Raw genomic sequence first — 23,661 nt, forward strand, 5'->3', positions numbered from 1 at the left:
TCCTAAAATATAAAAAGCAGATGACTTAAAGCCATCTGCTACGGAAACCTTTGATTAAGCATCAATCTTTCTTTTTCGCTCTTTTTGATCTAACTGGAGGTGCAGGTTCAGCCTTAAGCTCTATAGCTTCTGTCTTAAGTTTTTCAAGAGCAATTTCTATGGCTTTATCCAATTGTGGGTCTTTGCCTTGCAATACTAGCTTTGGCTCCTGAATCACTTCCACGTCGGGAGCCACTCCCTCCCCTTCAACTGCCCACTCTCCGTTCACATCGAAGAAGCCTCCACGTGGTGCAACCATCCTTCCTCCATCGATAAATAGAGGAGTATCCCACGTGCCTACCAAGCCTCCCCAGGTTCGTGTGCCCACTAGCGTTCCAATATCCATTGCCCTAAAGAGGTAAGGAAGCAAATCACCGCCAGACCCTGCTCGTTCGTTGATGATCATAACTTTTGGCCCCCAAACCGCAGACATAGGCGTTGTCCAGGGCTTGTGATCTCCTACCTTGCTGTTGAAGTATCCATACAGCTTGCGGTTCATAACGTCAGCCATGTAATCGGCGGCTGAGCCACCGCCATTGTTACGCTCATCCACAATCATCCCTTGTCTGTCTTGTTGAGCAAAGTAGTAGCGGTTAAATGAAGTGTATCCACCTCCGCCTGTGTTAGGAACATAGGTATAGCCGATTTTTCCACTTGTCTTTTCGTCTACGTATCTTCTGTTGCTTTCTACCCACGCACGAGAACGAAGTGCATATTCATTGGTAATTGGTTCTACCAATAGGGTCTTAGCTTGAGATAGATCGGCGCTCTTACCAACCTTAATACGAACCGTTGTGCCTGCTGTTTGCTCAAAGTAGCTATAAAGGTTTTCGGTCGCATCGACTGCAACTCCGTTGACTTCCAACAGATAATCACCTTCGTTAATTGACATTCCGGGAGCAGCGAGAGGAGCTCTCAAATTTGGATTCCAGTTTTCTCCGGTAAAGATCTTAGCGAATTGATATTTGCCATTCTTGATGGTATAGTCTGCACCAAGAAGGCCAACAGGTACCCGATCTACATCAGGATAGTCTCCACCTCTTGTGTAGGAGTGTCCTACAGCGATTTCTCCTCCGAGAATATCAATGATGTAATTCATGTCTTGTCTATGCTTAACATGGCCCACCCAGGGTTTGTACCAATCATAGATGTCATCCCACGGAGCACCGTGTTGATTGTTGACATAAAGAAAATCCCGCTGATACCTCCAGGCTTCACGGTAGATCTGCTGCCATTCTGCCTGAGGATCTACTTTCATTTTTATGTTGATACTTAATCTTCCGTCGGAAGACTTTTGACTCTTACCAGAAGTAGATACAATTCCCCAGTTGCTTCGCGACCTATACAAGAGTTGTTTTCTGTCCTCAGATACCTGAGCCGATTGAATGCCAGACATAAATTCGGATGCTTCGCGAGTACCCAAATCATATTTATGTATAGTTATCCCAGGCTGATTTGGTATATTTTCGCCATAAAAGATTGTGTTTTTGGGTCCTGCAACTAATCCAGCGTAGTTCCTTTGTGGCACATCCAGCGAAACAATTCTGTTGATCACCCCAGCATCAATTTTGATCGATACTTCATCATCGTCTTCCTTTTCATCATCATCAGTTTCCTCGTCGCTTTGTGGAAGGATAGGAGATGGGTCATCTGCGGATAATACTGCGGCATATAGACCTCTGGTTACAGGGATATTGTAGGAGCTCATATCCAGCCACCCTGTATTCAGTCCCCAATTGGTACTTGCTAAAAAGTAGAGGTACTTTCCATTCGCATCCCAGACCGGCTCAAGGGCATCGGCCATTTGATCAGAGATATTCATGATCGTACCCGATTCAATGTTGTATGCTTTGACAACCTTAAACTGAGCATCTGTTAGTTTAACGTAAGCGATCCACTTGCTATCTGGTGACCAGACCGGGTTCATTGATCGGTTTGGATGGGCGTAGCGCTCAGTGTCGGCTTTTGTCGCCTTACCACTGGCCAAATTCAGTATCCAAATATTAAAATCAGTATCTGTATAGCTGATATGTTTTCCATCCGGAGACCATGTAGGTCTGAAATAAAAAGTAGGGTTAGGCAGCGGATAGCTCTTCTTAATGGATGTGCCGTATTGATCGCTTATTACAAGTTGATATTCACCACTTCTATCGGAGAACCATGCAATTTCATTGCCATCCGGAGACCACACTGGAGACCGGTCTGCAAAAGGCGATTTAGAAATGTTTCTCCATGAACCGTTTTCTTTTGGGACCGTGAAAATTTCTCCACGATACTCAAACAATGCCCTTTTTCCTGTTGGTGATAATGAAGCATTCTGAAGTCCGTTGCCTGATGCTTCCGACCATCGCTCTCTTGCCCAGTTTAGATCACCTTTTGCATTAATTTCTAATTGCTTTCGATCTCCTGTTTTCGGGTCGAGGGAGTGGAGATAGCCTCCTTGCTCGTACACGATCACATCGCTCGTAGCATCAAGACTTTTTACATCAAATTGGGTGTGGAATGTCACCTGAGTATAGGCCTTTGATGTCAAATTGTACTTCCAAATATTGCTAGTATAATCCCTTTCAGATAGAAAATAGACTTCACCATCAAACCAAACCGGGTCGAGATGTCTCTCCTTATCTGGTTGGGGTGTGGTTTGAAGTTCGTTGGTCTTAAGGTCCAGTATCCATATTGGCATGGCTTGACCACCTCGATAATTTCTCCATTCTGGATCCCAAGAAGTAATAGGTGTATAGGCAGCATACTTGCCATCAGGGGATATTTCGCCGTACGCTATGCGAGGTATAGGTAGTTCCTCAGGAAAGCCCCCGTCTACACCTACGGTATAAAATTTATTGAGTCGTGTAGGGTGTCCCTTTCTGGTAGAGGCAAAGATGACTTTTCCTTCAGGTGACCAGCCTTGCACCCTGTCTGCTCCAGGGTGATAGGTAAGACGTTTTGGAGCGCCACCATCAACGGAAACGACAAACACATCAGTGTTGCCGTCATACTGACCGCTAAATGCTATCCATTTCCCATCACTCGAAAAATGAGGGAAGGATTCGGCACCTTCGGATGTGGTCAATCGCCTGGCATCACCGCCATTCCTCTCGACGACCCAAAGGTCATTGGCATGTACAAAAACAATTTGATTTTGGCTTACCGTAGGCTGACGAAGCAGCATAGTTCCTTGTGAAAAAACACAAAGCCCTCCTATAAGCAACAGGGTGGTTAATAAAATCCTCTTCATGATACATTAGGTTAGACTATTCAAGATAGCCATTCACCGATCGTATCACAAAGAGAACTTTTATGAGTGGTTACTTCTCAAAGTCTGCAATAGTTTTCTCTATGATGTCACAGCATTCATGAAGTTGTTCTTCAGTCATTACCAAAGGAGGTGCAAACCTGATAATATTTCCATGCGTTGGCTTGGCAAGCAACCCATTGTCCTTCAATCTCACGCAGATGTCCCAGGCTGTTGAACTATCCTCTGAGTCATTAATTACAATCGCGTTTAGAAGACCTCTGCCTCGAACAAGATTTACAAGATTTGATTTTTCAATCATTTTATTCATTCGATCTCTGAAGATATCACCCAGCTTTCTCGCATTCTGGGTAAGTTTCTCATCACGAATTACATTCAATGCAGCAACTCCAACAGCTCCCGCTACGGGGTTACCTCCAAAAGTTGATCCATGTTGTCCCGGCTTTATCACGTCCATTACGGCATCATTTGCTAGAACTGCAGAAACTGGGTAGGCACCACCGGACAACGCTTTTCCTAGAATAAGTATGTCAGGCTCTGTATATGTTACTTGCTTTTCGCAATGGCCAGCGCAAGAGCAATCTCCGCAAACACGCAGTAATGCTCCAGTTCTACCAATACCCGTTTGTACTTCATCTGCAATGAAAAGAGCTTCATTTTTTTGGCAAAGCTCTTTTGCTCCTTTGATGTACTCTGCATCTGGCACCATTACACCTGCTTCGCCTTGAATTGGTTCCACAAGGAACCCGGCTATATTCTCGCCATCTAGTGCTTTTTCAAGCGCAGCTAGATCATTGTATGGAATACGGATGAAACCGGGAGTAAATGGACCGAAATTTTTATTTGCCACAGGGTCGTTGGAGAATGAGACGATTGTTGTTGTTCTTCCATGGAAGTTATTGTCACATACGATAATCTGAGCCTTATTCTCATCTATTCCTTTTTTCTCGTAGGCCCATTTTCGACATAGCTTGATTGCTGTTTCTACAGCTTCAGCGCCAGTGTTCATCGGGAGCACTTTATCAAAGCCAAAATACTCGGTTATAAATTTCTCATACGGGCCCAGCACGTCATTATAGAAAGCTCGGGAGGTTAGCGTCAAAGTTTCGGCTTGCTCCGTCATGGCACCTACGATGGCTGGGTGGCAATGCCCTTGATTTACGGCAGAATATGCAGATAGAAAATCATAATATTGCCTACCTTCTACATCCCAAACAAGTACGCCATCACCTTTGGCTAGCACTACAGGTAGCGGGTGATAATTATGGGCTCCATGCTTATCTTCTAGTTTTATTAAATCTTCACTCGTCATTGTCTTACTTTCTAACATAGTTTTGCCGTTTAAATCTATTTGCAAGATTAACAATTAAACCGCGGAGGCGCAATTGAAACAGGGTACTGAATCGGAAGATTATTATATAAATGCGCAGGGACTTATGGTGTTTACGGAGAAGTATCACCTAAAAAGAGGCCACTGTTGTGGAAATGGCTGTTTACATTGTCCATATAATCATCAAAATGTCGAGCAATAGTTTGCATATTGAATTGAAATCCCGATATTTGCACTCCATTTTTGAAAACGGGATAGAAAGATGTCAAAAGTTTGCGATATAACCGGTAAAAGGCCACAAGTAGGAAACAACGTTTCTCACGCTAATAATAAAACCAAAAGAAGATTCAATCCGAATCTTCAGAAGAAGCGATTCTACATTCCTGAAGAGGATAAGTGGATCACGCTAAAGGTGTCTACTTCGGCCCTGAGAACAATCAATAAAAACGGAATTACATCTGTGCTTAAGAAAGCAAGAGCAAACGGAATGGTGATCAAGTAATTGATTCTTTTAAAGAAATTGAAACCCTGACGATTACATCAGGGTTTTTTTATGCCTTTTATCCAGTATTTCTGCCAGTGTTGGATAGGAATGAATCGTGTAATATTCCTCCGCATTATATTTAATCCTTCAAAAAATAATGAAGATGAAAAAAATCCTCACCCTACTTTTAATCACCCTATCGATTGGGGCACTTGCTCAAAATGAGCCAGAAGATTTTCTAAAAACGGAGTTTCACATTGAACGTCGAACATTGGTTCGTGAAAAGATGCCAGAAAATTCAGTAGCAGTCTTTTTCGCAAATCCGGTTAGAAATAGAGCCAACGATGTAGACTACATCTATCATCAAGATCCGAATTTCTACTACCTAACCGGCTACAAAGAACCTCATGCCGTTTTGATGATATTCAAAGAGGCTCAGGAAGGTCCGGAGGGAAACTACGATGAAATAATTTTCATTCAGCCTCGCAATGCTATGGCAGAAATGTGGACAGGAAGAAGAATGGGGATAACTGGCGTAAAAGAAAGGCTTGAATTCAATCAGGTATTTAATAATACTGATTTTGAAGCATATAATATTGACTTCTCAAAATTTGATAAGGTATTATTCTATGACTTTTTTAATGATGTTAGAGATACGAGAGCGGAGGGAGATCTTTTTAATTTGATAGCATCGTTTAAAAGTAAATCCGGATATCCTACCGAAGGAGACTTAACTATTGAGTCTGCTGCTAATAATTTAGATATGGAAAGCCTGGATCAGATCATGAAAGATTTGAGAGGTATAAAAACTGAAGATGAGATTGAGTTGCTTAGAAAAGCAGTAGATATTTCATGTATAGCGCAAGCTGAAGTAATGAAAGCATTAAAACCTGGAATGAGCGAGCGTGAAGTTCAGGGGATTCATGAGTTTATATTTAAGAAATATCAAGCGGAGTATGAAGGATATCCTTCAATTGTTGGGGAAGGTAATAATGGCTGTATCCTTCATTACATTGAGAACTATAAGCCTGAGATAAGTAGTGACAAAATGATCCTGATGGACTTAGGCGCTGAATATCATGGTTATACTGCAGATGTAACCCGCACTATTCCTGTGGATGGGAAATTTTCGGAGGAAGAGAAAGTCATTTACGATTTAGTATATAAGGCGCAGAATGAAGCGATTAAGGCAGCAAAGCCAGGTATGAATATTGGAAGAGACTTGGATGCTGGAATAGCTAGAAAAATCATAAATGAAGGTTTGGCTGAATTGGGAATTATAGAGAGTGCAGATGAACGTCACCTGTATTATCCACATGGTCTAGGTCACCACATTGGTTTGGATGTACATGACAAAGGCAACTATGAATTCCTTGAGGCCGGAATGGCAATTACCATTGAGCCGGGAATATATATTCCAGAAGGAGCAAAATGTGATGAAAAGTGGTGGGGGATAGCTGTTAGGATAGAAGATTGTATTCTTATCACAGAAGATGGAAACGAGCTTTTATCTGATCTAGCTCCTCGAAAAAGTGAGGAAATTGAGAAGCTGATGAAAGAGCCAAGTCCTCTGGATGCTTTTGTCTTGCCAGAGCTTGGAGAAGACAAATAATGAATCCGGTAGAATTAGTTAAAAATAGCTGAGTTAACGTTTTTAAAATCAACTAATTCTGCTACATTTGCACTCCTTTTTGGAAAAGACAAAATAAAATGGCGAAGAAAGGAAATAGAGTCCAAGTAATTCTTGAGTGCACAGAGCACAAAAACAGTGGTCTTGCTGGCACAAGCCGGTACATCACTACGAAGAACAGAAAAAACACACCTGATCGAATTGAGTTGAAGAAATACAACTCGATCATGAGGAAGTATACGGTACACAAAGAAATTAAGTAACTATGGCAAAGAAAGTAGTAGCAACTCTTAAGCAACCTGGTGGAGCGAAATATGCCAAAGTGATCAAAGCGATCAAAGGCGATAATGGGTCTTATTCTTACAGAGAAGAAATGGTTCTCGAAGGAGACGTAAAAGATACGTTAGCGAAATAAGAAATTAAATCCTAAAAGAAGGAAGCCGCTCCGACGTACAAGTCAGAGTGGCTTTTTTTATATTCACCAATATCACTTAATCCAAACGCAATGGGTCTAAAAAGTTTTTTTTCCAAAGACAAAAAAGAATCTCTCGATAAGGGACTTGAAAAGTCAAAACAGAACTTTTTCACCAAATTAAATAAGGCTGTTGTAGGAAAGTCTACTGTAGACGCGGATGTATTGGATCATTTGGAGGAAGTGCTTATTACTTCAGATGTTGGCGTAGAGACAACAGTAAAAATTATTGGTCGGATAGAGGAGCGCGTTGCTAAAGAGAAGTACCTGAATACTTCTGAGCTGAATCAAATTCTTCGTGAAGAAATCGCTGGATTACTTTCAGAAAACAACACAAAAGATCTTATCGATTTTGATATACCTCAAACTGAGGGGCCCTATGTGATATTGGTTGTTGGAGTTAATGGTGTCGGGAAAACAACTACAATTGGCAAACTAGCTGCTCAATTTAAAGGACTTGGGAAAAATGTAATTCTTGGTGCAGCAGATACATTTAGAGCTGCTGCGGTAGATCAGTTAATCATGTGGGGTGAACGCGTTGGAGTTCCCGTAGTTTCCAAAGGGATGAACACTGATCCTGCTGCTGTTGCATTTGAAGCAGCAAAAAGAGGTAAGGAAGAAAATGCCGATGTTGTTATCATAGATACAGCAGGCAGGCTTCATACCAAAGTAAACCTGATGAATGAGCTTTCCAAAATAAAAAATGTTGTTCAAAAATTTATTCCAGAGGCACCTCATGATGTGATGCTCGTACTGGATGGTAGTACCGGGCAGAATGCTTTTATTCAAGCTAAAGAGTTTACAAAAGCAACAGATGTCACCTCGCTAGCTATTACCAAGTTAGATGGAACAGCAAAAGGAGGAGTAGTTATTGGCATATCTGACCAGTTTAAAATCCCAGTTAAGTATATCGGGGTTGGAGAAAAAGTTGAAGACCTACAAGTATTCAACAAGACAGAATTCGTGGATTCTTTTTTCAAAAATTAAACACTACCTTGACCTAATGAAAAAGTCAGCACTCTTTTTCAAAGGTATTGTAATCTTACTTTTGGTTTTAGCTCCGCTAATTAGTCTATGCCAAACATCACTTTTAGATAGCCTCTTAAACCGTTATAATTTAAGTAAAGATCCACAAGAGCAACTCACCTTGCTTAGGTCAATAACCTCAACAGAGCCTGAAACCAATCAAAAGATAGCGTATGCTAATGAGTTACTCGAATTGGCTCGAAGTAATGGCTCATACTTCTTCGAGCATGCCGCCGAGCTACAATTGGGAATTGGCTATCGGTTTATGGGAGATTTGTCTAAAAGTTTAAAGCACCTTTTATCTTCTCTGGCAATTGCCGAAAAATATAAAGATGAAAAACTCATAGGTTCATCGCTTGGTGAAATTGCAGCAACATATGCTAGTCAAGGAGACATTCGGACTTCAGTTCAATTTTCGAACAGAACCATTAGAATCTTTAGAAAAAGAAGAGACACCTTAAACTTATCTATAGCTCTGCTAAATACAGGTTATGATTATTATACGCTCAATGAACTAGACTCATCTATAATGTATGGTGAAGAAGCCGAGCATTTGGTGTCTAACTTTACCGAGCTCAGTTCCATACGCCGAGAATCATTACTTGCATACATTGGAGGAAACATGGCCATTACTCAAGCAGAACTGGGTCAAAAAGAAGTAGCAATCGACGCTCTTAATAGAAGTATTGAGAATTTGCGTTCGATTGAAGACTATTATGCTGTAGCGGATTTTTTGAAATTCTTGGGTGAAATTCAATTTGCAATGGGTGCAATAGATAAAGCAGAGAAAAGTGCTTCTGAAGCACTTGAGCTCTCGCAGATATATAGTTTATCTGAACTCAATAGGGATTTGAACTTATTGCTCTATCGAATCAATGAGTCTAAGGGTAAATTCAAGGAAGCATTGACCTATCATTTGGTGTATACAGAGCTAGCGGACTCCATAGAGAACAAAAGCGTGATTAGACAGATGGCTAAGCAAAAATCTGGATTTGAACTTGCTCAAAAAGAGTCGGAGGTGGAGCTTCTCAAGGCACAACGGAGAAATCAACAGACAGTTATTGTAACAGCGACTGTCGTGGTGTTTGCGTTTGCGATACTTGTAATCGTTATTTTCATATACTATAGATCCAAAATACGAGTCAATCGTGTCTTGAAACGTCAGAAGGTTGCTCTAGAGCGACTCAACGAAACTAAGGATAAATTTTTCTCAATTATCTCACATGATTTAAGAGGTCCAGTGAGTTCACTTTTTGGCGTCAGTGGACTGATCAGGCACTTTGTCAAAGAGAAAAATAATGATCAATTACTCGAGATGGCGAATCATATGGAGACTTCAGTCGAGCGACTTTCAAATCTCCTAGATAATCTTTTGAATTGGGCAATGCAACAGCAAGGACATTTTCCGAATGTTCCTGAGAAAGTGGATGTAACTGGAATGATTCAGGAAATCAATGGCATGTTTTCGAATATGGCTAATGGCAAGCAAGTATCACTAACGTCTGATATTTCTGAGTCAATCTTTCTTTGGGTGGATAGGAATAGTGTGCATACCATTTTCAGAAACCTTATCAATAACGCAATAAAATTTACTCCTGAAGAAGGCACAATAGTTGTCAATGCGAAAATAGCTGGGGATATGGCTGAGATTTCGATCACCGACTCGGGAATCGGAATATCTCAAACCAAACTGGATAAACTTTTTAATCTGGATGGAGATAGTGCCACTTATGGTACAGCAGGGGAGAAGGGGCTTGGCTTAGGATTGCAGCTGGTGAAGGAATTTATGGATATGAATAATGGCACTATTTCAGCCAAAAGTGAAGAAGGTGTCGGTACTACTTTCTTGGTGACACTTCCACTATTCGATAAAGATGAGGTTAAAGAAAAATCAGTAATCAAGTCTGTTCATTAGCCACTTCAGAGATCACCTGCTCAAGGAGTTCTTTGGTAAGGCTTACTTTTCTAATGTACTTATCAATCCTTAATTTCTTTTCTTTTGCAGGTTGATTCACATGAGCAGAAATCATGACAATCTTCGGCTTCTTATCAAGAGTGTCTAATGTTTCAAATCCATCTAGATATGGCATTTCCAGATCTATCAAAAGTACGTCTGGCTTTTTCTTCACCACTTGCATAATACCATTCACTGGATTAGGATGAGTGCTGATCAATTCCATATTTTCATATTCCTCAAAATAGGAACCTAGCATTTGAAGAAACAAGGGATCGTCATCAATGGCAATACATGTGATCATGGCGGAGGAAATTTATGGAAAAGTAATAATTTTTAATCCACAACCGGAGAGCTTCCGACAATCTTCTTAGATTGAACTTCACGCAATGACTCTTCAGTTATTCTGAAATAAAACTTAGCAAAATCGCGATTTACCTTTACCTCAGAGCAGATACCATTGGTGTATGTATACAGATTAATACCATCAGGAGACTCCATTTCATACTGGTGCTCACCCACTTTATTAAATTCAAGATACTCGCCGAATTGAGGAGAAAAAACCTCTTGGCCATCTCGAGGTTCTTCAAAATAAATTGTTGCTACGGAATATTCAATAATCCTATTATTAAGAGTGGTTCTGGAGCCATTGAGATCCAAGGTGTATTTTTCACCGTCATACCAGATTGTTGACTTTTTTTGAGTTGACCCATTTAATTGATTGTGAGTGTATTCCTTTATCAGCTGACCATACTTATACTCACTCGTTGACTCATAGTCAACAGTAAACGAAAAAAGAATCCTAAATGTAACTTTGCTTTCTATCTCATATTTCACCTGATTTTCAGAAAGCATACGTTTGACCGTCATATCGCCTAGTTTTTTACTCCCTTTCACTACATCATAGTGTACCGTCTGCCCAAGAGATATCTGGCAGACAATCAACGATATTAGTAGGGTAAGAATTTTCATCACTAAGTAGAAATCAATTAGCTTAAGGACAGGAATTATTCTGTAACGTTTCCGCGTTGAAGATAGACCAAAAACAATTGAACCTATGAGATTTAAAAAAGTTAGTTTCAAAAATTCCAATGGACAGGAACTTTCCGGTCGTTTGGATTTTCCATTGATTGGTAAGCCGAAGGCATTTGTCTTATTTGCTCATTGTTTTACTTGTTCAAAAAACTTGAAGTCCGTTGAACACATCAGTCAGGCCTTTACTCAACAAGGCATGGCTATTCTTCGATTTGACTTTACCGGATTAGGTCAAAGTAAAGGAGATTTTGCTGACACTAATTTTTCTTCCAATCTCTCAGATTTGAAAGATGCTTATCAGTTTCTGGATAAAAATTATGAAGCTCCACAGATAATGGTAGGTCATTCGCTAGGAGGAGCGGCAGTGCTGCATGTTTCTGGAGAATTGGAGAAAGTCCAGGCAGTTGCCACAATTGGTGCTCCTTCTACTCCAGATCATGTCCGTCATTTGCTGGATAGCGGAAAAGAAGCACTGGAAGAAAAGGGAGAAGCAGAAGTGAATATCGGAGGAAGAACCTTTAAAATGAAGAAACAGTTTTTGGATGATCTGGAAGCTAAGAAAGGGAAAGGCGTAATTAAAAATCTCAATAAGTCATTATTGGTAATTCACTCTCCACAAGACTCGATTGTTGGTATTAACAATGCTCAGGAAATATACCTTGAGGCTATGCACCCGAAGAGCTTTATTTCCCTTGATGGCGCAGATCATCTAATGACAGGTGAAGGAGATGCCAAATATGCGGGATCAATTATTGCAAACTGGGCATCCAGGTATATTGAGTTTAACGAACAAAATGAGGCACCTGAAGGCGAAGTATGGACAAGGATTGGAGCTAAAGGGTATACAACCGAGGTAATTGCAGGGAGTCACCTCATGATAGCTGACGAGCCACCGAGTGTAGGCGGGGATGATTTGGGACCTACGCCATATGGTTACTTACTTTCAGGGCTGGGTGCTTGTACAGCAATGACCCTCCGAATGTATGCTGACCACAAGAAGATACCTCTAGAAGAAGTAGAAGTGAAGCTCACCCAAGATAAGATACACAAACAGGATGGTGCAAATAGTGAAAGCTCAAAAGGAAAAATAGATCAGATCAAGAGAAAAATTAAGCTTTCCGGGGATTTGAGCGATGAGCAACGAAAACGGCTGATTGAAATAGCCGACAGGTGCCCGGTTCACAAGACATTGGAAGGCAAACCTGAAATTTTAACAGAGGAGGTATGAATAAGTTATCTGTAATAGTAGTGCGTGATTTGTTACATGACTTTATTCCTAATGATATGGTGAAAGCTTTTCTTAATCAATCACTTGATGTAGAGAACTATGAGGTAGTGATACCGCTTAAAAACAATTCCGATCTGTATGAAACAATAGCCCTAGATTTAGAAAGACAAGGAATTAACACTAGGTATTTTTATACTGATAATTCGTGTCGCTCAAAGTTGGTCAATTTAGCAATTGACCATTCTGAAGGAGATATTATTTTGTTTCTTGGGGAAGATTTTGTGCCGAATGAAAATTTGCTACGAATCCATTATGAGGCACATACAAAAGATACAAGTGATAATATCACCATCTTTGGACCTACAAGCTTCCCAGAAAGAATAACTCAACGTTCAGCATTCACAAAGTGGCTTGATGATAGTGGCCAACTTACAGGTATTAATTTTACCAATGAGGTTCCTACAAGATCATTTTTTTTCTATTTTGGAAATTCTAGCTTAAAAAGGAGCCTGACAGAAAGATTAGGACCGGTTAATGAAGATCTTCCTTATCCTTGTCTTGATGATTATGAATATGGAGTGAGAATGAAAAAACTAGGCATTCGAAGTAGATACGAACCCAAAGCGAGTGCAATTCATGATCATCCCCTCGACGAAAAAGAAAGGACTTTGGCTATGTATCAAGCCGGATATTCATCTGGAATTTTGAATAAAAAGCTAAATGCATTGCTCCTGATAACTCGTCAACTTGTCAAATTGGTTTTAAACTATTTGAGAACTCTTACATTAAAGCAAGAAAACCTATGGCGCTACCGTTTACACTTAAGTTTCATAAAGGGCATGCTTAGCTTTTACCTTGTAAAATATTTTAGAAGTACGGATTTTAATTGAAGCTCTTTTTTAAGTTCTAGATTAGCCATTGAAGCAAGGCGATGCTGTTGAATCCTGTTAATTACCTTACTGGATAAGGTGATAGACTTGGTTGTGGTAAAGTTGCTACTGCTATTGTATTCTTTTTCCAAGTCTAGAAATTTGTCTTTTACAGTTTTGTATAAAAAAAAATCAAGTTTGTTTCGATTCAATATTTCATTTTTTATCACGGAATTTAGGTTTGGACTATTATCAGGCCTCTGATTCATCATTTTGAAAGAAAAGACTTTCCAATTCAAACTTGAACATACTAGTGCTAGAAAATCATCAAACCTTTCAGTAATTCCGCATAAATCGATTTGCTCAATCACCATTTTTTCTATTAGTGCCTTTGCATCTGAACTGTCTTCTAGAAGCTCTAATTTGTCGGAAAACAAACTTTTAATCTGAGGATTTGGATAATAATCAGATTCGCTCGTAACAAAATCATACAAGGTTTTATGTGATCGAGCCTCTATGCTTGAAGGAGAGTTCGATTTGTGTCTCAAATGATGATAGTATAATGATGGAATCTGTTGAAGTGGATTTCTTGCCAAAAGCACAGAAACATAACCGCTTGGAAGAATATCTAGCAGAGGAAAAATTCCATGGCCGGAAAAAGCTTTGAATTTTTTTATTTTACTTTTAGCTATCTTATTGAATATATCAATTGGATTCAGAAAATTTGATTGTTGTTGAATAATATCATTCCTTAGCCAAAGAAACTTCCATCTATATATATCATTGAGGATATAGTTTATGGTAGTTCCCCCAGTTTTTGGGATATGTAAAAATACCACTGACATTTCGCTCATATAAAAAAGATATTGATTAGTATGTCCGAAGTTAAGAAAAACATAACGGTGGTGATTCTAACCTATGGTGGAAGGAAATATATATACCAAGTTTTAGAATACTTAAAAAGTAAAAAACAGATCAGGGATATTGTAATTGTTTCTAATGGTCTTGTTTTTAGTCCACCAAACTATATAGAGGAATATTGCCATGTAATAAACAACAAAAACAACATCGGCTCTTCTGCTGGATATTTGTTGGGACTGGATAAAGCCAAAAAGCTAAATAATGAATTCACCTGGCTTTTGGATGATGACAATTTACCCGATGAAGATGCATTAGATGAACTGCTTAAGGTTTGGGAAAAAAATAGATTCACTGAGGCGGCAAACCCTGTTGCCTTGCAATGTTACAGGACTTCTCAATTTGCTTTCAAGAAATTCCATGACAATGTTGAATTGGATCTACTTCCATATAGGGATTCATTTATGTGCTTTCATTTCAGGAAACTACCAAGAATGATTTTCAATAGACTTAATCCCTCCTTATTTGCAAAGAGGATGAACCCAACTCTTCAGCATGCCAATGCTGCTTTTTATGGAGGGTTATTTGTAGAGACAAAAACACTATTGAAAATCCCTGCTCCGAACACAAATTATTTTATGTATGTCGACGATCTTGAATTTACAAATAATATTAAAAAGTGTGGTGGAGCAATTTTTATTGCATCCAATTGTGTTATTAACGACCTTGATTTTTCGTTAGATTTAGAAATGAAGAGGAAAATTCTTTATCATCCACTGTTAGATTTCTCAACCAATATGAAAGCATTTCATTATTCACGAAATATCTATCATTTTACTAAATCACATCTTATTACAAACCACTTTGTATATAAAATTAACAAAGCTATTTTCTTCTGTATCATTAAAACATTCTCAATAATTAGAAGTAAAAACTACAGGTTCAAAGTTTTCTTATCTGGTATTAGATCAGGTGCAAAACTCTATAATCAGAGTAATGTTTAGCTTATAATATTTTCTTGGTAGTCTGACTGAGTGAGTTAATAAACTACAACTCATCATCATCATCGTGGCGATCTTCGTATTCCTCACGCACATCGTCTCTCAGATTTCCATCGTCATCGTAATCATCGTCATCTGCGATTAGCTCTCTAGCTTCAGATGCAGTCATTTTCACCAGGTAGTACTTTTCTTCTGTCTCAAAAGGTAAGCCACTCTGGTATTCTCCATCCTTATTTACGAACTTGATGAGATGCTCTTTGAAGCCGTATGGATAAGCGAGTTTGATTTGCTCTTGTATTTCCTGATCCAGCGCTTCGAATGCTTTTAATACCCGTGGCTTGTTGTTCATGGGACTAATGTAAAATAGGATTTTGAAAAATCATAAAGCAAAAGATCACTTATTTCTATTATGAATTAAGTTTGGCAAGAACACTTTCATAGCTTTTCAGTAATTTTTTTTCTAAAGAATACATGTCCTCTAATGCAGACTGAATTTCACCTGCATTTCCATATAAAATATTTAAAGCCATTTCTGTGGTGCTCTCAAAGTCTTCAAATTGAGAATTGATACTTCCCAAGAGGCTGATTAATTCATAATCAAGCTCAATCAATACATTGGTGGCTTGTGCAATTAGCCACGAATTATTGCTGATCTGAGCCGATCTAAGGATTATGTTTCCGGTACCGAAAACAAATAAACTATCATTTTCAATTACAATGGTACTCAATTGATCATCCGTGCGTAAGTATCTAGCTTGACCGTCTTGGATTATTTCTATTGGGTCTGTATAAGTAGCCGAATTGGCATACACCTGACTCTTAACAAATGATACAAGTTCATGGTTTTTTAACGGATCAAAAGGTAGTTCATCAATCGATGCACTGATCATTATGTGTGTACCACTTCTTAGGTTGGCTATAAGCTTCTCATGATAGCTAATTGCCTTTTTTAAATTCTCAATGTTCTCTATGGTCTCACTTTTGAGAGATATTTTTACTCGCCCCACCAATTGATCTTTTTTTACCTGCGATCTCCACTCTGAAAGAGCAAGTGCCAGCGAGACCGTAAATACAATTAAGAGAGCCTCTATTGCGAGGTGTCTGAAATTAAGTTTGGGTTTATCCATAATCTAAATCTGCAATCGATATAAATGTAAGACATTGTCGATCATTTGGACAAATCAGAAAGCAGATAGCCTTATCGTGCAATTACTTTATCAAAAATTCTTTTGATTTGTAAATCTCCAAAACCATAAATAGGCGCTCGTTCGCCGAATTCACGAAATACGACTCCAAAGTCCTGTGTAGATTTTTCTTTTATGATATCACGAATGATCTGTTCCGGCAAGCCAGGTTTTTGGCCATTTGGAAGCCGATCGAAATGCGCAGCTATGGCAGCCATTACAAATGGAAAATCCGAGTGCATCTGCACTCCTAATTTTAAAAGTCTTTCTATGTGATTCCTTCGGTAGGCAAACCATAGCAGTGCAAATTGATTGACGTTTACCTCGGTTAACTTTTGCCTGTTATTATAAGTAGAAACCAATTGCTCTTGAGACAATCCGCCGAAACCATATTGGAGTGAATCTTTAGGGATTGCCAAAAAAATCTTGACTCCTTTGCGGTAAAGGAGACTACATATAAACCAGAGGTTCACCTGGCAAAATAGATCTTCTTCAAACCAGAGAGTAATTTCTCCATCGGTGATAGCATTTATTGCATGAATTTCACTGACAGCCTTATTGTAGCTCTCACCATAAGTGACGCGCATAAATTCGGCCCTAAGCTTGAGGAGCTCATCAAGCGTATTGGCATTCACTGGTCCATCAACCAAACATTCTCTGGCTACTCGTACTTCTCCAGGAATGAGATCCTTTGGAAATCGTTCCTGGAGTGCGTCACCGTTGAGAATGTGTATTTGACTCAAAGTCTACTCATTTAGGGTTTGCTCTATTTCTGTGTTTACAACAGTTTCAGTTTCTTCTTTTTTAAAGTAACGTTTCTGGAAAACAATAATGAAACAGATCGCTGTAAAAATCGCTGCGTCGGCTATGTTAAATACTGGCCAAAGTGCCATGTAATCGCCACCTAATAGCGGAATCCAGTTGGGCAAATATCCCTCCCAGATATCTATGTAAAACATGTCAATCACTTGACCGTGAAACCACCTACTGGGTGCGTCAAATGGTGCATTATCAAACCAAACTCCATAAAAAATAGAGTCTACTAAGTTTCCTATGGCGCCACCTAAAATTAATGCTATGCAAATGATCAGCCCTTTATTCGCTTCCTTGGTTATCAATGAATAGAGGTAATAACCAATAGCGATCATTGCTCCTATTCTGAAGACTGTCAGGATCAATTTACCATATTCAAAATCCAGCTTCATACCGAAGGCCATTCCCGGATTTGTCAGATAATGAAGTTTAAACCAAGTTCCAAAAATCAATAGCTGACCTTTAGTCCCCATGTCCATATTATAATACACTACCATCTTAACCACCTGGTCCAAAACGATCACCAATAGGCTGATCAGAAAATATTTGAGTACTTGATTTTTCATCAATTTGCTACTTCTATTTGTACGTTTATTTCGATCCCGTCTATATCAAATTTTTCACCACCTTTAGAATCTTTGGCTTCCAACGAAACAGCTTGCGTTTCAGTTTTGATATACTCAGCAAAATCTGCAAGTGCATCACTCATCATATCGTCTGAGGTCGCATAGCTCACGGCAATTTTATCCTGCACTTCGAGTCCCTTATCCTTTCTGAGATTTTGTATTCGATTCACTACATCTCGGCTCAAACCTTCTTTTCTTAGCTCTTCAGTAATGGTGATATCAAGAGCTACAGTCAATCCGCCTTCCGAAGTGACCAGCCAACCAGGAATATCTTGTGAAGTGATTTCAACATCCTTCAACGTCAACTCTATTGATTTTCCATCTACATCAATAGTAAAAGAATTATCTCTTTCAATTGTAGCAATATCATCTTTGTCAAAGCCATTAATGATTGCAGAAATAGCCTTCATTCTTGGCCCATGCTCTTGTCCGAGTTTTCGGAAATTGGGTTTGATGTTTTTCACCAGGATCCCTGAAGCATCGTCTACATATTCTACCTCTTTTACGTTGATTTCAGTTTTTATCAACTCTTCCACTGCTTCAATTCTCTCTCTTACCTCTTGCTGAAGTATTGGAACCAATACTTTTTGAAGGGGTTGGCGCACTTTGATTTTTTCTTTCTTTCTCAATGAATGCACCAGAGAAGAAATGTTTTGGGCAAAGTGCATGCTTTCTGTCAGCTCCTGATCAACCTTACTTTTATCCGCTGTGGTGAGATGACTCAAATGCACAGAGTCATACTTCAGCGGCGTATCATTCTTTTTAGCTGCATCCCTGATGCCGTCGGTTAAGTTTTTGTATAGCCACTCAGAATAAAATGGAGCAATCGGACTCATAAGCTGAGCTGAAACCATCAAGCATTCGTAGAGCGTTTCATAGGCTGCTTTCTTGTCGTCATTTAGCTCGCTTCTCCAAAATCGTTTACGTGACAAGCGTACATACCAATTAGACAGCTGATCATTCACAAAATCCTGAATAGCACGAGCAGCCTTCGTAGGCTCATAGTCTTCATAGAATGAGGTGACGTCTTTGATGAGAATCTGCAACTCAGAAAGAATCCATCGGTCAAATCGGGGACGATCAGCAACGGGCGTCACATTCATTTCATCCATTTGAAAACGATCCAGGTTTGCATATAGCGCAAAGAATGAATAGGTATTGGTAAGCGTACCAAAAAACTTTCGCTGAACTTCTGCAACGCCTTCCAGGTCAAACTTTAAGTTATCCCACGGATTGGCATTGGCTATCATGTACCAACGGGTAGGATCAGCGCCATATTGATCGAGTGTTTCAAATGGATTGATGGCATTGCCCAATCGCTTCGACATTTTATTGCCGTTTTTATCAAGTACTAGGCCGTTTGCAATTACATTTTTATATGCTACACTGTCATTGAGCAATACCGCAATAGCATGCAATGTGAAGAACCAGCCACGTGTTTGGTCAACACCTTCTGCAATAAAGTCAGCAGGGTAGTTTGCTTTATATGTGTCTTCGTTTTCAAATGGATAATGCCACTGAGCATAAGGCATTGCTCCTGAGTCGAACCACACATCGATCAAGTCGGGCTCGCGCATCATTTTTTGCCCGGAATCACTTACAAGGATGACATCATCTACATACGGTCGGTGCAGATCAAAATCTTCAGGTAAGTCAGCAGTCATATATCCTGCTTCTGCAGCTTTATGAACTTCTTGCTGTAGTTCTTCAATACTTCCGATGCATTTCATCTCTGTACGATCTTCGGTTACCCAGATCGGAAGAGGTGTTCCCCAGAATCTAGATCGGCTCAGATTCCAATCCACAAGATTTTCGAGCCAATTTCCAAATCGTCCAGTTCCGGTAGACTCGGGCTTCCAATTGATGGTTTTGTTTAAGTCTACCAATCGATCTTTGAGTGCGGTGGTTTTAATAAACCATGAATCCAGCGGATAGTAAAGAACAGGTTTATCAGTTCTCCAACAATGAGGATATGAGTGAACGTATTTTTCTACTTTAAAGGCTTTGTTGTCTTCTTTAAGTTTGATAGCAATGAGGACATCAGTTGGTTTAAAGTCAGGCTTAGCTCTTTCTTCATCGCTATAGTATTCTTCTTTGACAAACTTGCCCGCAAAGTCAGTAACTTCATTCACAAACCGACCCTGTTTGTCAACTAAAGGCACGTCTTGGCCTTTTTCATCTTTGATCATCACTGATGGAACACCGGCTTGCTGAGTCACTCTAAAGTCATCTGCCCCAAAGACAGATGCTGTATGCACAACTCCGGTACCGTCCTCGGTGGAAACAAAATCTCCTGGGATTACCCTGAATGCCTTTTCTTCCAATTCCTTGTTGGTCACATAAGGCATCAGCTGCTCATATCTTATCTCAAGGATGTCAGCTCCTTTGAATTCTTGAACGATCTCAAATGGGATCAACTTATCTCCTGGTTTGTAATTATCCAACGAAATATCCTTAGCTTTTTCTGAAAAGAATTTTCCAACAAGATCTTTTGCAAGAATTACAGAAATGGGTTCGTGAGAATATTGATTGAAGGACTTAACCTTTACGTATACAATCTTTTCACCTACTGCAAGTGCGCAGTTTGATGGTAGCGTCCATGGAGTGGTGGTCCATGCGATAATTCGTACATCCTCACTGTCATTCTCAAAAAGGAATGAAGACTTGTCATCCTGATTCACCTTGAACTGGGCAATGACTGAGGTGTCCTTTACGTCTCGATATGTTCCAGGTTGGTTCAGCTCATGTGAGCTTAATCCAGTACCAGCTGCTGGCGAATAAGGCTGTACGGTGTAGCCCTTATATAGTAGCCCTTTATCATAGAGTCTTTTCAAAAGGTTCCAAACGGACTCGATGTATTCTTTTTCGAAAGTTACGTACGGATTATCAAGGTCTACCCAATATCCCATCTGACGGGTAAGGTCGTCCCATTGGCTTTTGAATTTCATCACAGCCTCACGGCACTTGGCATTGTAGTCTTCTACTGAAATTTTTTTTCCAATGTCATCTTTGGTGATTCCTAACTCCTTTTCTACTTGAAGCTCCACTGGTAAGCCATGAGTATCCCATCCACCTTTTCTTTTTACCTGATAACCTTGTAGAGTTTTATATCTGCAGAAAATATCCTTCACCGTTCGTGCCATTACATGATGAATCCCTGGCGTGCCATTCGCAGAAGGCGGACCTTCATAAAAGGTGAAGGTATCCTTGCCTTCTCGGGTTATTACAGATTGCTCGAAAATATTGTTGTCTTCCCAAAATTTGAGAATGTCTTTTGCTATTTCCGAATAGCTTACTTTTTTATATTCAGGATATTTCACTGTCCGTAAAAATTCTAATTAGTTACTTTTTCTTCTCGTTTGGTTGATCATCATCGTCGATACCTTCAGCCAACTCAGGTATGTCTTCAATTAGCGGGTGCTTGGTCTTGTCACGTTTTCCACTATCAAATTGAAGTATTAGGGCAGGTAACACTACAACGTTGGTAATCATTGCAAAAAACAATGTAATAGATGTGAGTTTTCCCAGCGCAATGGTTCCTCCAAATTCTGATAACACAAATATGATGAACCCAAAAAACAGGATGATGGAAGTATAAATCATACTTGAGCCGGTTTCTCTAATACTCTTACTTATTGCTTTAGATACATCAAATTTCTTTGCAAATAGTTCTTGCCTGTATTTGGCTAAGAAGTGAATGGAATCGTCGACTGAAATACCGAAGACTATGCTGAAGATCAATGCCGTGCTTGGCTTTAATGGTATCCCGAAGAACCCCATGATTCCTGCCGTGATTAGCAAAGGGATAATATTTGGAATGATAGAAATGATGATCATTTTCAAGTTTCTAAATAACAACGCCATGATAAATGCGATGATGACGAATGCGATGAGCATCGAGGTAAGCAAATTTTCAATTAGAAATTTGTTCCCTTTTATGAACATCAGCGTCGTACCAGTTACGTTTACATCCATTTTAGAATCCATGAAAATGGAGTCTATCTTAGGAGCGATTACACCATTTACTAATGAGTCTAACCTACTAGACCCGATATCTGCAATTTTCAATGAAACCCGTACATATTGCCCTGTGGAATCAATAAATGATTGTGACAAATCTTCTGTTTCACCTTCACTTAGGTACCTCATAATGAAGGCCATATCTCGATTTGTAGGAAGGGAATAAAAGGTCTCATTCTGATTATAGAATGCCTGCCTTGCCGCTTTCGCGAAACTTACAACTGAAATAGGCTGTGAGATACCATCAATTGATGAAATGAACGTTTCAAACTCGTTGATTTTCCTTAGATTTCTAAGGTTTTGAACACCTTTTTTGGCTCCTGTATCCACAATTATTTCCAGAGGCATAATGCCACTGAAATTCTGCTCGAAAAATCTCAGGTCTTTTTTCAGCGGACTTTTTTCAGGTATATCATCTACCATGAAAGAGACTGCCTTGATTTTTGTAAGTCCTACTGCGGATACTGCTACCACTGCAATGGTGAGCATAAATATTGCGGGTCGCATTTTATGCACAGCAATATCAATTTTCTTTATGACCCAATCGAGCATCTTGAACTTGAGATGTTTCAAATGCTTTTGTGATGGTGGTTTATATAATGAGAATACTCCAGGTATAAGGATAATGCTCACAATGAATGTCGCCATTATATTGATCCCTGCTACTATTCCAAACTCCACAAGTACATTGATCTGAGTTGTAGCCAATACAAAGAAACCTACAGCCGTAGTGAGGTTTGTAATAAATGTAACAACCCCTATTTTTCGGATGATTCTGCTTAGTGCTTTCATCTGATCACCGTGCTCATTGAATTCGTGGTGATACCTATTTAGCATGTAAACACTGTTTGGGATCCCAATTACAACAATGATTGGTGGGATGAGTCCAGTGAGCAATGTAATCTTATATCCAAGTAGTGCTAACGTTCCCATTACCCAAACCACCACTACTCCAATGATGATTAGTGGAAAGAAAACAGCTTTAAAAGATCGGAAGAATAGAAACAATATGACACCTGTCACTATGAGTGAGAGCACCAAAAACATATTAAGCTCAGCTTTCACCTTGCTCGTAGTTATTGATCGAGAATACGGCAGTCCTGCAAAATGAACATCTATCCCAGATTTTCCTTCAAACTTTTCTCCTTCCTCTATGATAAAGTTGACAAGCTGATCTCTATTTTTAGAATTTAGAATGTCTTTTTGGATGGTAATGAGTAGAAGTGTAGCCCCATTCTGATCATTGATAAGTTGGCCACTGTAAAATTTTAAACTTCGTGCGCCTGCAAGTAGGCTATCCAATGTCCCTTGATCTTCAGGTATTTGTTCAAATACAGGCTTTAATTCAAAAGCCCTTTTCTGATTGTTCTTCTCAAGTTTTTGAAGATTAGGCAGTCCTAGCACATTTCTAATACCTTCCTTACTCTCAAGGGTGTGGGTTAAGTCACTAAATTTCTTGAAATTTTCAAGCTTATATACGCTACTATCCTGGATACCCAGAGCCATGATGTTTCCATCCTCACCAAATGTTTTTCTAAACTGGCGGAAGTAAACCATATCTGGATCGCTCTCTGGAACAATATTGGCGAGATCATATGACCATTTAATGTTTTGAGATTGATATCCCATAAACACGGTTACCAAGGCTAGGAAGACCATTAGGGTAACGCGAAAACGAAGGATTGTATGAGCGATTTTGGACCACATAATAAAATAGTGCGCAAAGGTAATGAGATCAGACTTAGAGGCAAGATTTTCAAACAGTTATAACAGTGTCTGAGTACAATCGATACGCCATGTTTCTCCAATGTGGTAAATTGAAAGGATAATTTTCATAAT

Annotated in this window: 21 protein-coding genes; 10 read left to right on the forward strand and 11 right to left on the reverse strand. The window is 39.4% G+C overall.

The window, feature by feature from the left end:
- Positions 1–61: 61 nt before the first annotated feature.
- Together ABJG98_RS12295 and rocD are read right to left on the reverse strand one after the other, a co-directional pair.
- The gene (locus ABJG98_RS12295) at positions 62–3,274 is read right to left on the reverse strand and encodes a PDZ domain-containing protein (RefSeq protein WP_348279820.1); all 3,213 of its coding nucleotides are present in this window, start codon (positions 3,272–3,274) and stop codon (positions 62–64) included.
- A 70-nt stretch (positions 3,275–3,344) separates the two neighbouring features.
- Positions 3,345–4,622 (reverse strand): ornithine--oxo-acid transaminase, encoded by a 1,278-nt coding sequence (gene rocD / locus ABJG98_RS12300; RefSeq protein WP_348279821.1) that lies wholly within the window; start codon positions 4,620–4,622, stop codon positions 3,345–3,347.
- A 55-nt stretch (positions 4,623–4,677) separates the two neighbouring features.
- Between rocD and ABJG98_RS12305 the strand changes: the two genes are divergently transcribed.
- From ABJG98_RS12305 to ABJG98_RS12335, 7 genes are all read left to right on the forward strand, one after another.
- Positions 4,678–4,824 carry a DUF5522 domain-containing protein gene (locus ABJG98_RS12305; RefSeq protein WP_348279822.1) on the forward strand — a complete coding sequence of 49 codons (147 nt, stop codon included), beginning with the start codon at positions 4,678–4,680 and terminating at the stop codon, positions 4,822–4,824.
- Between the two features lie 60 nt (positions 4,825–4,884).
- Positions 4,885–5,124: a 50S ribosomal protein L28 gene (gene rpmB, locus ABJG98_RS12310; RefSeq protein WP_348279823.1), complete on the forward strand. Its 240-nt coding sequence runs from the start codon at positions 4,885–4,887 to the stop codon at positions 5,122–5,124.
- Positions 5,125–5,269: 145 nt separating this feature from the next.
- On the forward strand, positions 5,270–6,718 hold the full coding sequence (locus tag ABJG98_RS12315) for an aminopeptidase P N-terminal domain-containing protein (protein ID WP_348279824.1): 1,449 nt from the start codon (positions 5,270–5,272) through the stop codon (positions 6,716–6,718).
- A 98-nt stretch (positions 6,719–6,816) separates the two neighbouring features.
- Complete coding sequence (gene rpmG / locus ABJG98_RS12320; protein WP_089355256.1) at positions 6,817–6,999, forward strand: 50S ribosomal protein L33; 183 nt, start codon at positions 6,817–6,819, stop codon at positions 6,997–6,999.
- 2 nt (positions 7,000–7,001) lie between these two features.
- Positions 7,002–7,151: a DUF4295 family protein gene (locus ABJG98_RS12325; RefSeq protein WP_348279825.1), complete on the forward strand. Its 150-nt coding sequence runs from the start codon at positions 7,002–7,004 to the stop codon at positions 7,149–7,151.
- 90 nt (positions 7,152–7,241) lie between these two features.
- Positions 7,242–8,195 carry a signal recognition particle-docking protein FtsY gene (gene ftsY, locus ABJG98_RS12330; RefSeq protein ID WP_348279826.1) on the forward strand — a complete coding sequence of 318 codons (954 nt, stop codon included), beginning with the start codon at positions 7,242–7,244 and terminating at the stop codon, positions 8,193–8,195.
- Positions 8,196–8,211: 16 nt separating this feature from the next.
- On the forward strand, positions 8,212–10,149 hold the full coding sequence (locus tag ABJG98_RS12335; RefSeq protein WP_348279827.1) for a tetratricopeptide repeat-containing sensor histidine kinase: 1,938 nt from the start codon (positions 8,212–8,214) through the stop codon (positions 10,147–10,149).
- Here ABJG98_RS12335 and ABJG98_RS12340 read toward each other — a convergent pair.
- Together ABJG98_RS12340 and ABJG98_RS12345 are read right to left on the reverse strand one after the other, a co-directional pair.
- Positions 10,133–10,492, reverse strand: a complete 360-nt coding sequence (locus ABJG98_RS12340; protein WP_348279828.1) for a response regulator — start codon at positions 10,490–10,492, stop codon at positions 10,133–10,135. The two genes, ABJG98_RS12335 and ABJG98_RS12340, sit on opposite strands and share 17 nt — an antisense overlap.
- Before the next feature lie 32 nt (positions 10,493–10,524).
- Positions 10,525–11,160: a DUF6134 family protein gene (locus ABJG98_RS12345; protein WP_348279829.1), complete on the reverse strand. Its 636-nt coding sequence runs from the start codon at positions 11,158–11,160 to the stop codon at positions 10,525–10,527.
- Positions 11,161–11,245: 85 nt separating this feature from the next.
- Here ABJG98_RS12345 and ABJG98_RS12350 point away from each other — a divergent pair, with 85 nt between their 5' ends.
- Together ABJG98_RS12350 and ABJG98_RS12355 are read left to right on the forward strand one after the other, a co-directional pair.
- On the forward strand, positions 11,246–12,451 hold the full coding sequence (locus ABJG98_RS12350) for a bifunctional alpha/beta hydrolase/OsmC family protein (RefSeq protein ID WP_348279830.1): 1,206 nt from the start codon (positions 11,246–11,248) through the stop codon (positions 12,449–12,451).
- A complete protein-coding gene (locus ABJG98_RS12355; RefSeq protein WP_348279831.1) occupies positions 12,448–13,341 on the forward strand; it encodes a glycosyltransferase in 894 nt (297 codons plus the stop codon). Before ABJG98_RS12350 ends, ABJG98_RS12355 begins: the two co-directional genes overlap by 4 nt.
- Here the strand turns inward: ABJG98_RS12355 and ABJG98_RS12360 are convergent.
- Positions 13,302–14,174 carry a sulfotransferase family 2 domain-containing protein gene (locus ABJG98_RS12360; RefSeq protein WP_348279832.1) on the reverse strand — a complete coding sequence of 291 codons (873 nt, stop codon included), beginning with the start codon at positions 14,172–14,174 and terminating at the stop codon, positions 13,302–13,304. The genes ABJG98_RS12355 and ABJG98_RS12360 overlap by 40 nt on opposite strands.
- Before the next feature lie 21 nt (positions 14,175–14,195).
- On the opposite strand from ABJG98_RS12360, the gene ABJG98_RS12365 reads away from it, so the two are divergent.
- Positions 14,196–15,182 carry a glycosyltransferase gene (locus ABJG98_RS12365; RefSeq protein ID WP_348279833.1) on the forward strand — a complete coding sequence of 329 codons (987 nt, stop codon included), beginning with the start codon at positions 14,196–14,198 and terminating at the stop codon, positions 15,180–15,182.
- 43 nt (positions 15,183–15,225) lie between these two features.
- Here ABJG98_RS12365 and ABJG98_RS12370 read toward each other — a convergent pair whose 3' ends face one another.
- From ABJG98_RS12370 to ABJG98_RS12395, 6 genes are all read right to left on the reverse strand, one after another.
- A complete protein-coding gene (locus tag ABJG98_RS12370; protein WP_348279834.1) occupies positions 15,226–15,528 on the reverse strand; it encodes a hypothetical protein in 303 nt (100 codons plus the stop codon).
- A gap of 58 nt (positions 15,529–15,586) precedes the next feature.
- On the reverse strand, positions 15,587–16,306 hold the full coding sequence (locus tag ABJG98_RS12375; protein WP_348279835.1) for a hypothetical protein: 720 nt from the start codon (positions 16,304–16,306) through the stop codon (positions 15,587–15,589).
- 71 nt (positions 16,307–16,377) lie between these two features.
- Positions 16,378–17,106, reverse strand: coding sequence for a DUF1835 domain-containing protein (locus ABJG98_RS12380; protein ID WP_348279836.1), 729 nt, complete (start codon positions 17,104–17,106; stop codon positions 16,378–16,380).
- 3 nt (positions 17,107–17,109) lie between these two features.
- Positions 17,110–17,742: a lipoprotein signal peptidase gene (locus ABJG98_RS12385; protein WP_348279837.1), complete on the reverse strand. Its 633-nt coding sequence runs from the start codon at positions 17,740–17,742 to the stop codon at positions 17,110–17,112.
- Positions 17,742–21,122, reverse strand: coding sequence for an isoleucine--tRNA ligase (ileS, locus tag ABJG98_RS12390; RefSeq protein ID WP_348279838.1), 3,381 nt, complete (start codon positions 21,120–21,122; stop codon positions 17,742–17,744). The genes ABJG98_RS12385 and ileS overlap by 1 nt, the downstream gene beginning before the upstream one ends.
- Positions 21,123–21,144: 22 nt before the next feature.
- Positions 21,145–23,451, reverse strand: coding sequence for an MMPL family transporter (locus ABJG98_RS12395; RefSeq protein ID WP_348279839.1), 2,307 nt, complete (start codon positions 23,449–23,451; stop codon positions 21,145–21,147).
- Between the last annotated feature and the right edge of the window lie 210 nt (positions 23,452–23,661).

This window comes from Ekhidna sp., assembly GCF_039960695.1.
Lineage (GTDB): Bacteria > Bacteroidota > Bacteroidia > Cytophagales > Cyclobacteriaceae > Ekhidna.

Bases quoted from the DNA above. Each gene is read 5' to 3' on its own strand.
- ABJG98_RS12375 (WP_348279835.1), bottom strand. From the start codon at position 16,306: ATGGATAAACCCAAACTTAATTTCAGACACCTCGCAATAGAGGCTCTC.
- ABJG98_RS12385 (WP_348279837.1), bottom strand. From the start codon at position 17,742: ATGAAAAATCAAGTACTCAAATATTTTCTGATCAGCCTATTGGTGATC.
- ABJG98_RS12295 (WP_348279820.1), bottom strand. From the start codon at position 3,274: ATGAAGAGGATTTTATTAACCACCCTGTTGCTTATAGGAGGGCTTTGT.
- rocD (WP_348279821.1), bottom strand. From the start codon at position 4,622: ATGTTAGAAAGTAAGACAATGACGAGTGAAGATTTAATAAAACTAGAA.
- ABJG98_RS12370 (WP_348279834.1), bottom strand. From the start codon at position 15,528: ATGAACAACAAGCCACGGGTATTAAAAGCATTCGAAGCGCTGGATCAG.
- ABJG98_RS12355 (WP_348279831.1), top strand. From the start codon at position 12,448: ATGAATAAGTTATCTGTAATAGTAGTGCGTGATTTGTTACATGACTTT.
- rpmG (WP_089355256.1), top strand. From the start codon at position 6,817: ATGGCGAAGAAAGGAAATAGAGTCCAAGTAATTCTTGAGTGCACAGAG.
- ABJG98_RS12325 (WP_348279825.1), top strand. From the start codon at position 7,002: ATGGCAAAGAAAGTAGTAGCAACTCTTAAGCAACCTGGTGGAGCGAAA.
- rpmB (WP_348279823.1), top strand. From the start codon at position 4,885: ATGTCAAAAGTTTGCGATATAACCGGTAAAAGGCCACAAGTAGGAAAC.
- ABJG98_RS12335 (WP_348279827.1), top strand. From the start codon at position 8,212: ATGAAAAAGTCAGCACTCTTTTTCAAAGGTATTGTAATCTTACTTTTG.
- ABJG98_RS12395 (WP_348279839.1), bottom strand. From the start codon at position 23,451: ATGGGATATCAATCTCAAAACATTAAATGGTCATATGATCTCGCCAAT.
- ABJG98_RS12365 (WP_348279833.1), top strand. From the start codon at position 14,196: ATGTCCGAAGTTAAGAAAAACATAACGGTGGTGATTCTAACCTATGGT.
- ftsY (WP_348279826.1), top strand. From the start codon at position 7,242: ATGGGTCTAAAAAGTTTTTTTTCCAAAGACAAAAAAGAATCTCTCGAT.
- ABJG98_RS12345 (WP_348279829.1), bottom strand. From the start codon at position 11,160: ATGAAAATTCTTACCCTACTAATATCGTTGATTGTCTGCCAGATATCT.
- ABJG98_RS12315 (WP_348279824.1), top strand. From the start codon at position 5,270: ATGAAAAAAATCCTCACCCTACTTTTAATCACCCTATCGATTGGGGCA.
- ABJG98_RS12360 (WP_348279832.1), bottom strand. From the start codon at position 14,174: ATGAGCGAAATGTCAGTGGTATTTTTACATATCCCAAAAACTGGGGGA.
- ABJG98_RS12340 (WP_348279828.1), bottom strand. From the start codon at position 10,492: ATGATCACATGTATTGCCATTGATGACGATCCCTTGTTTCTTCAAATG.
- ABJG98_RS12350 (WP_348279830.1), top strand. From the start codon at position 11,246: ATGAGATTTAAAAAAGTTAGTTTCAAAAATTCCAATGGACAGGAACTT.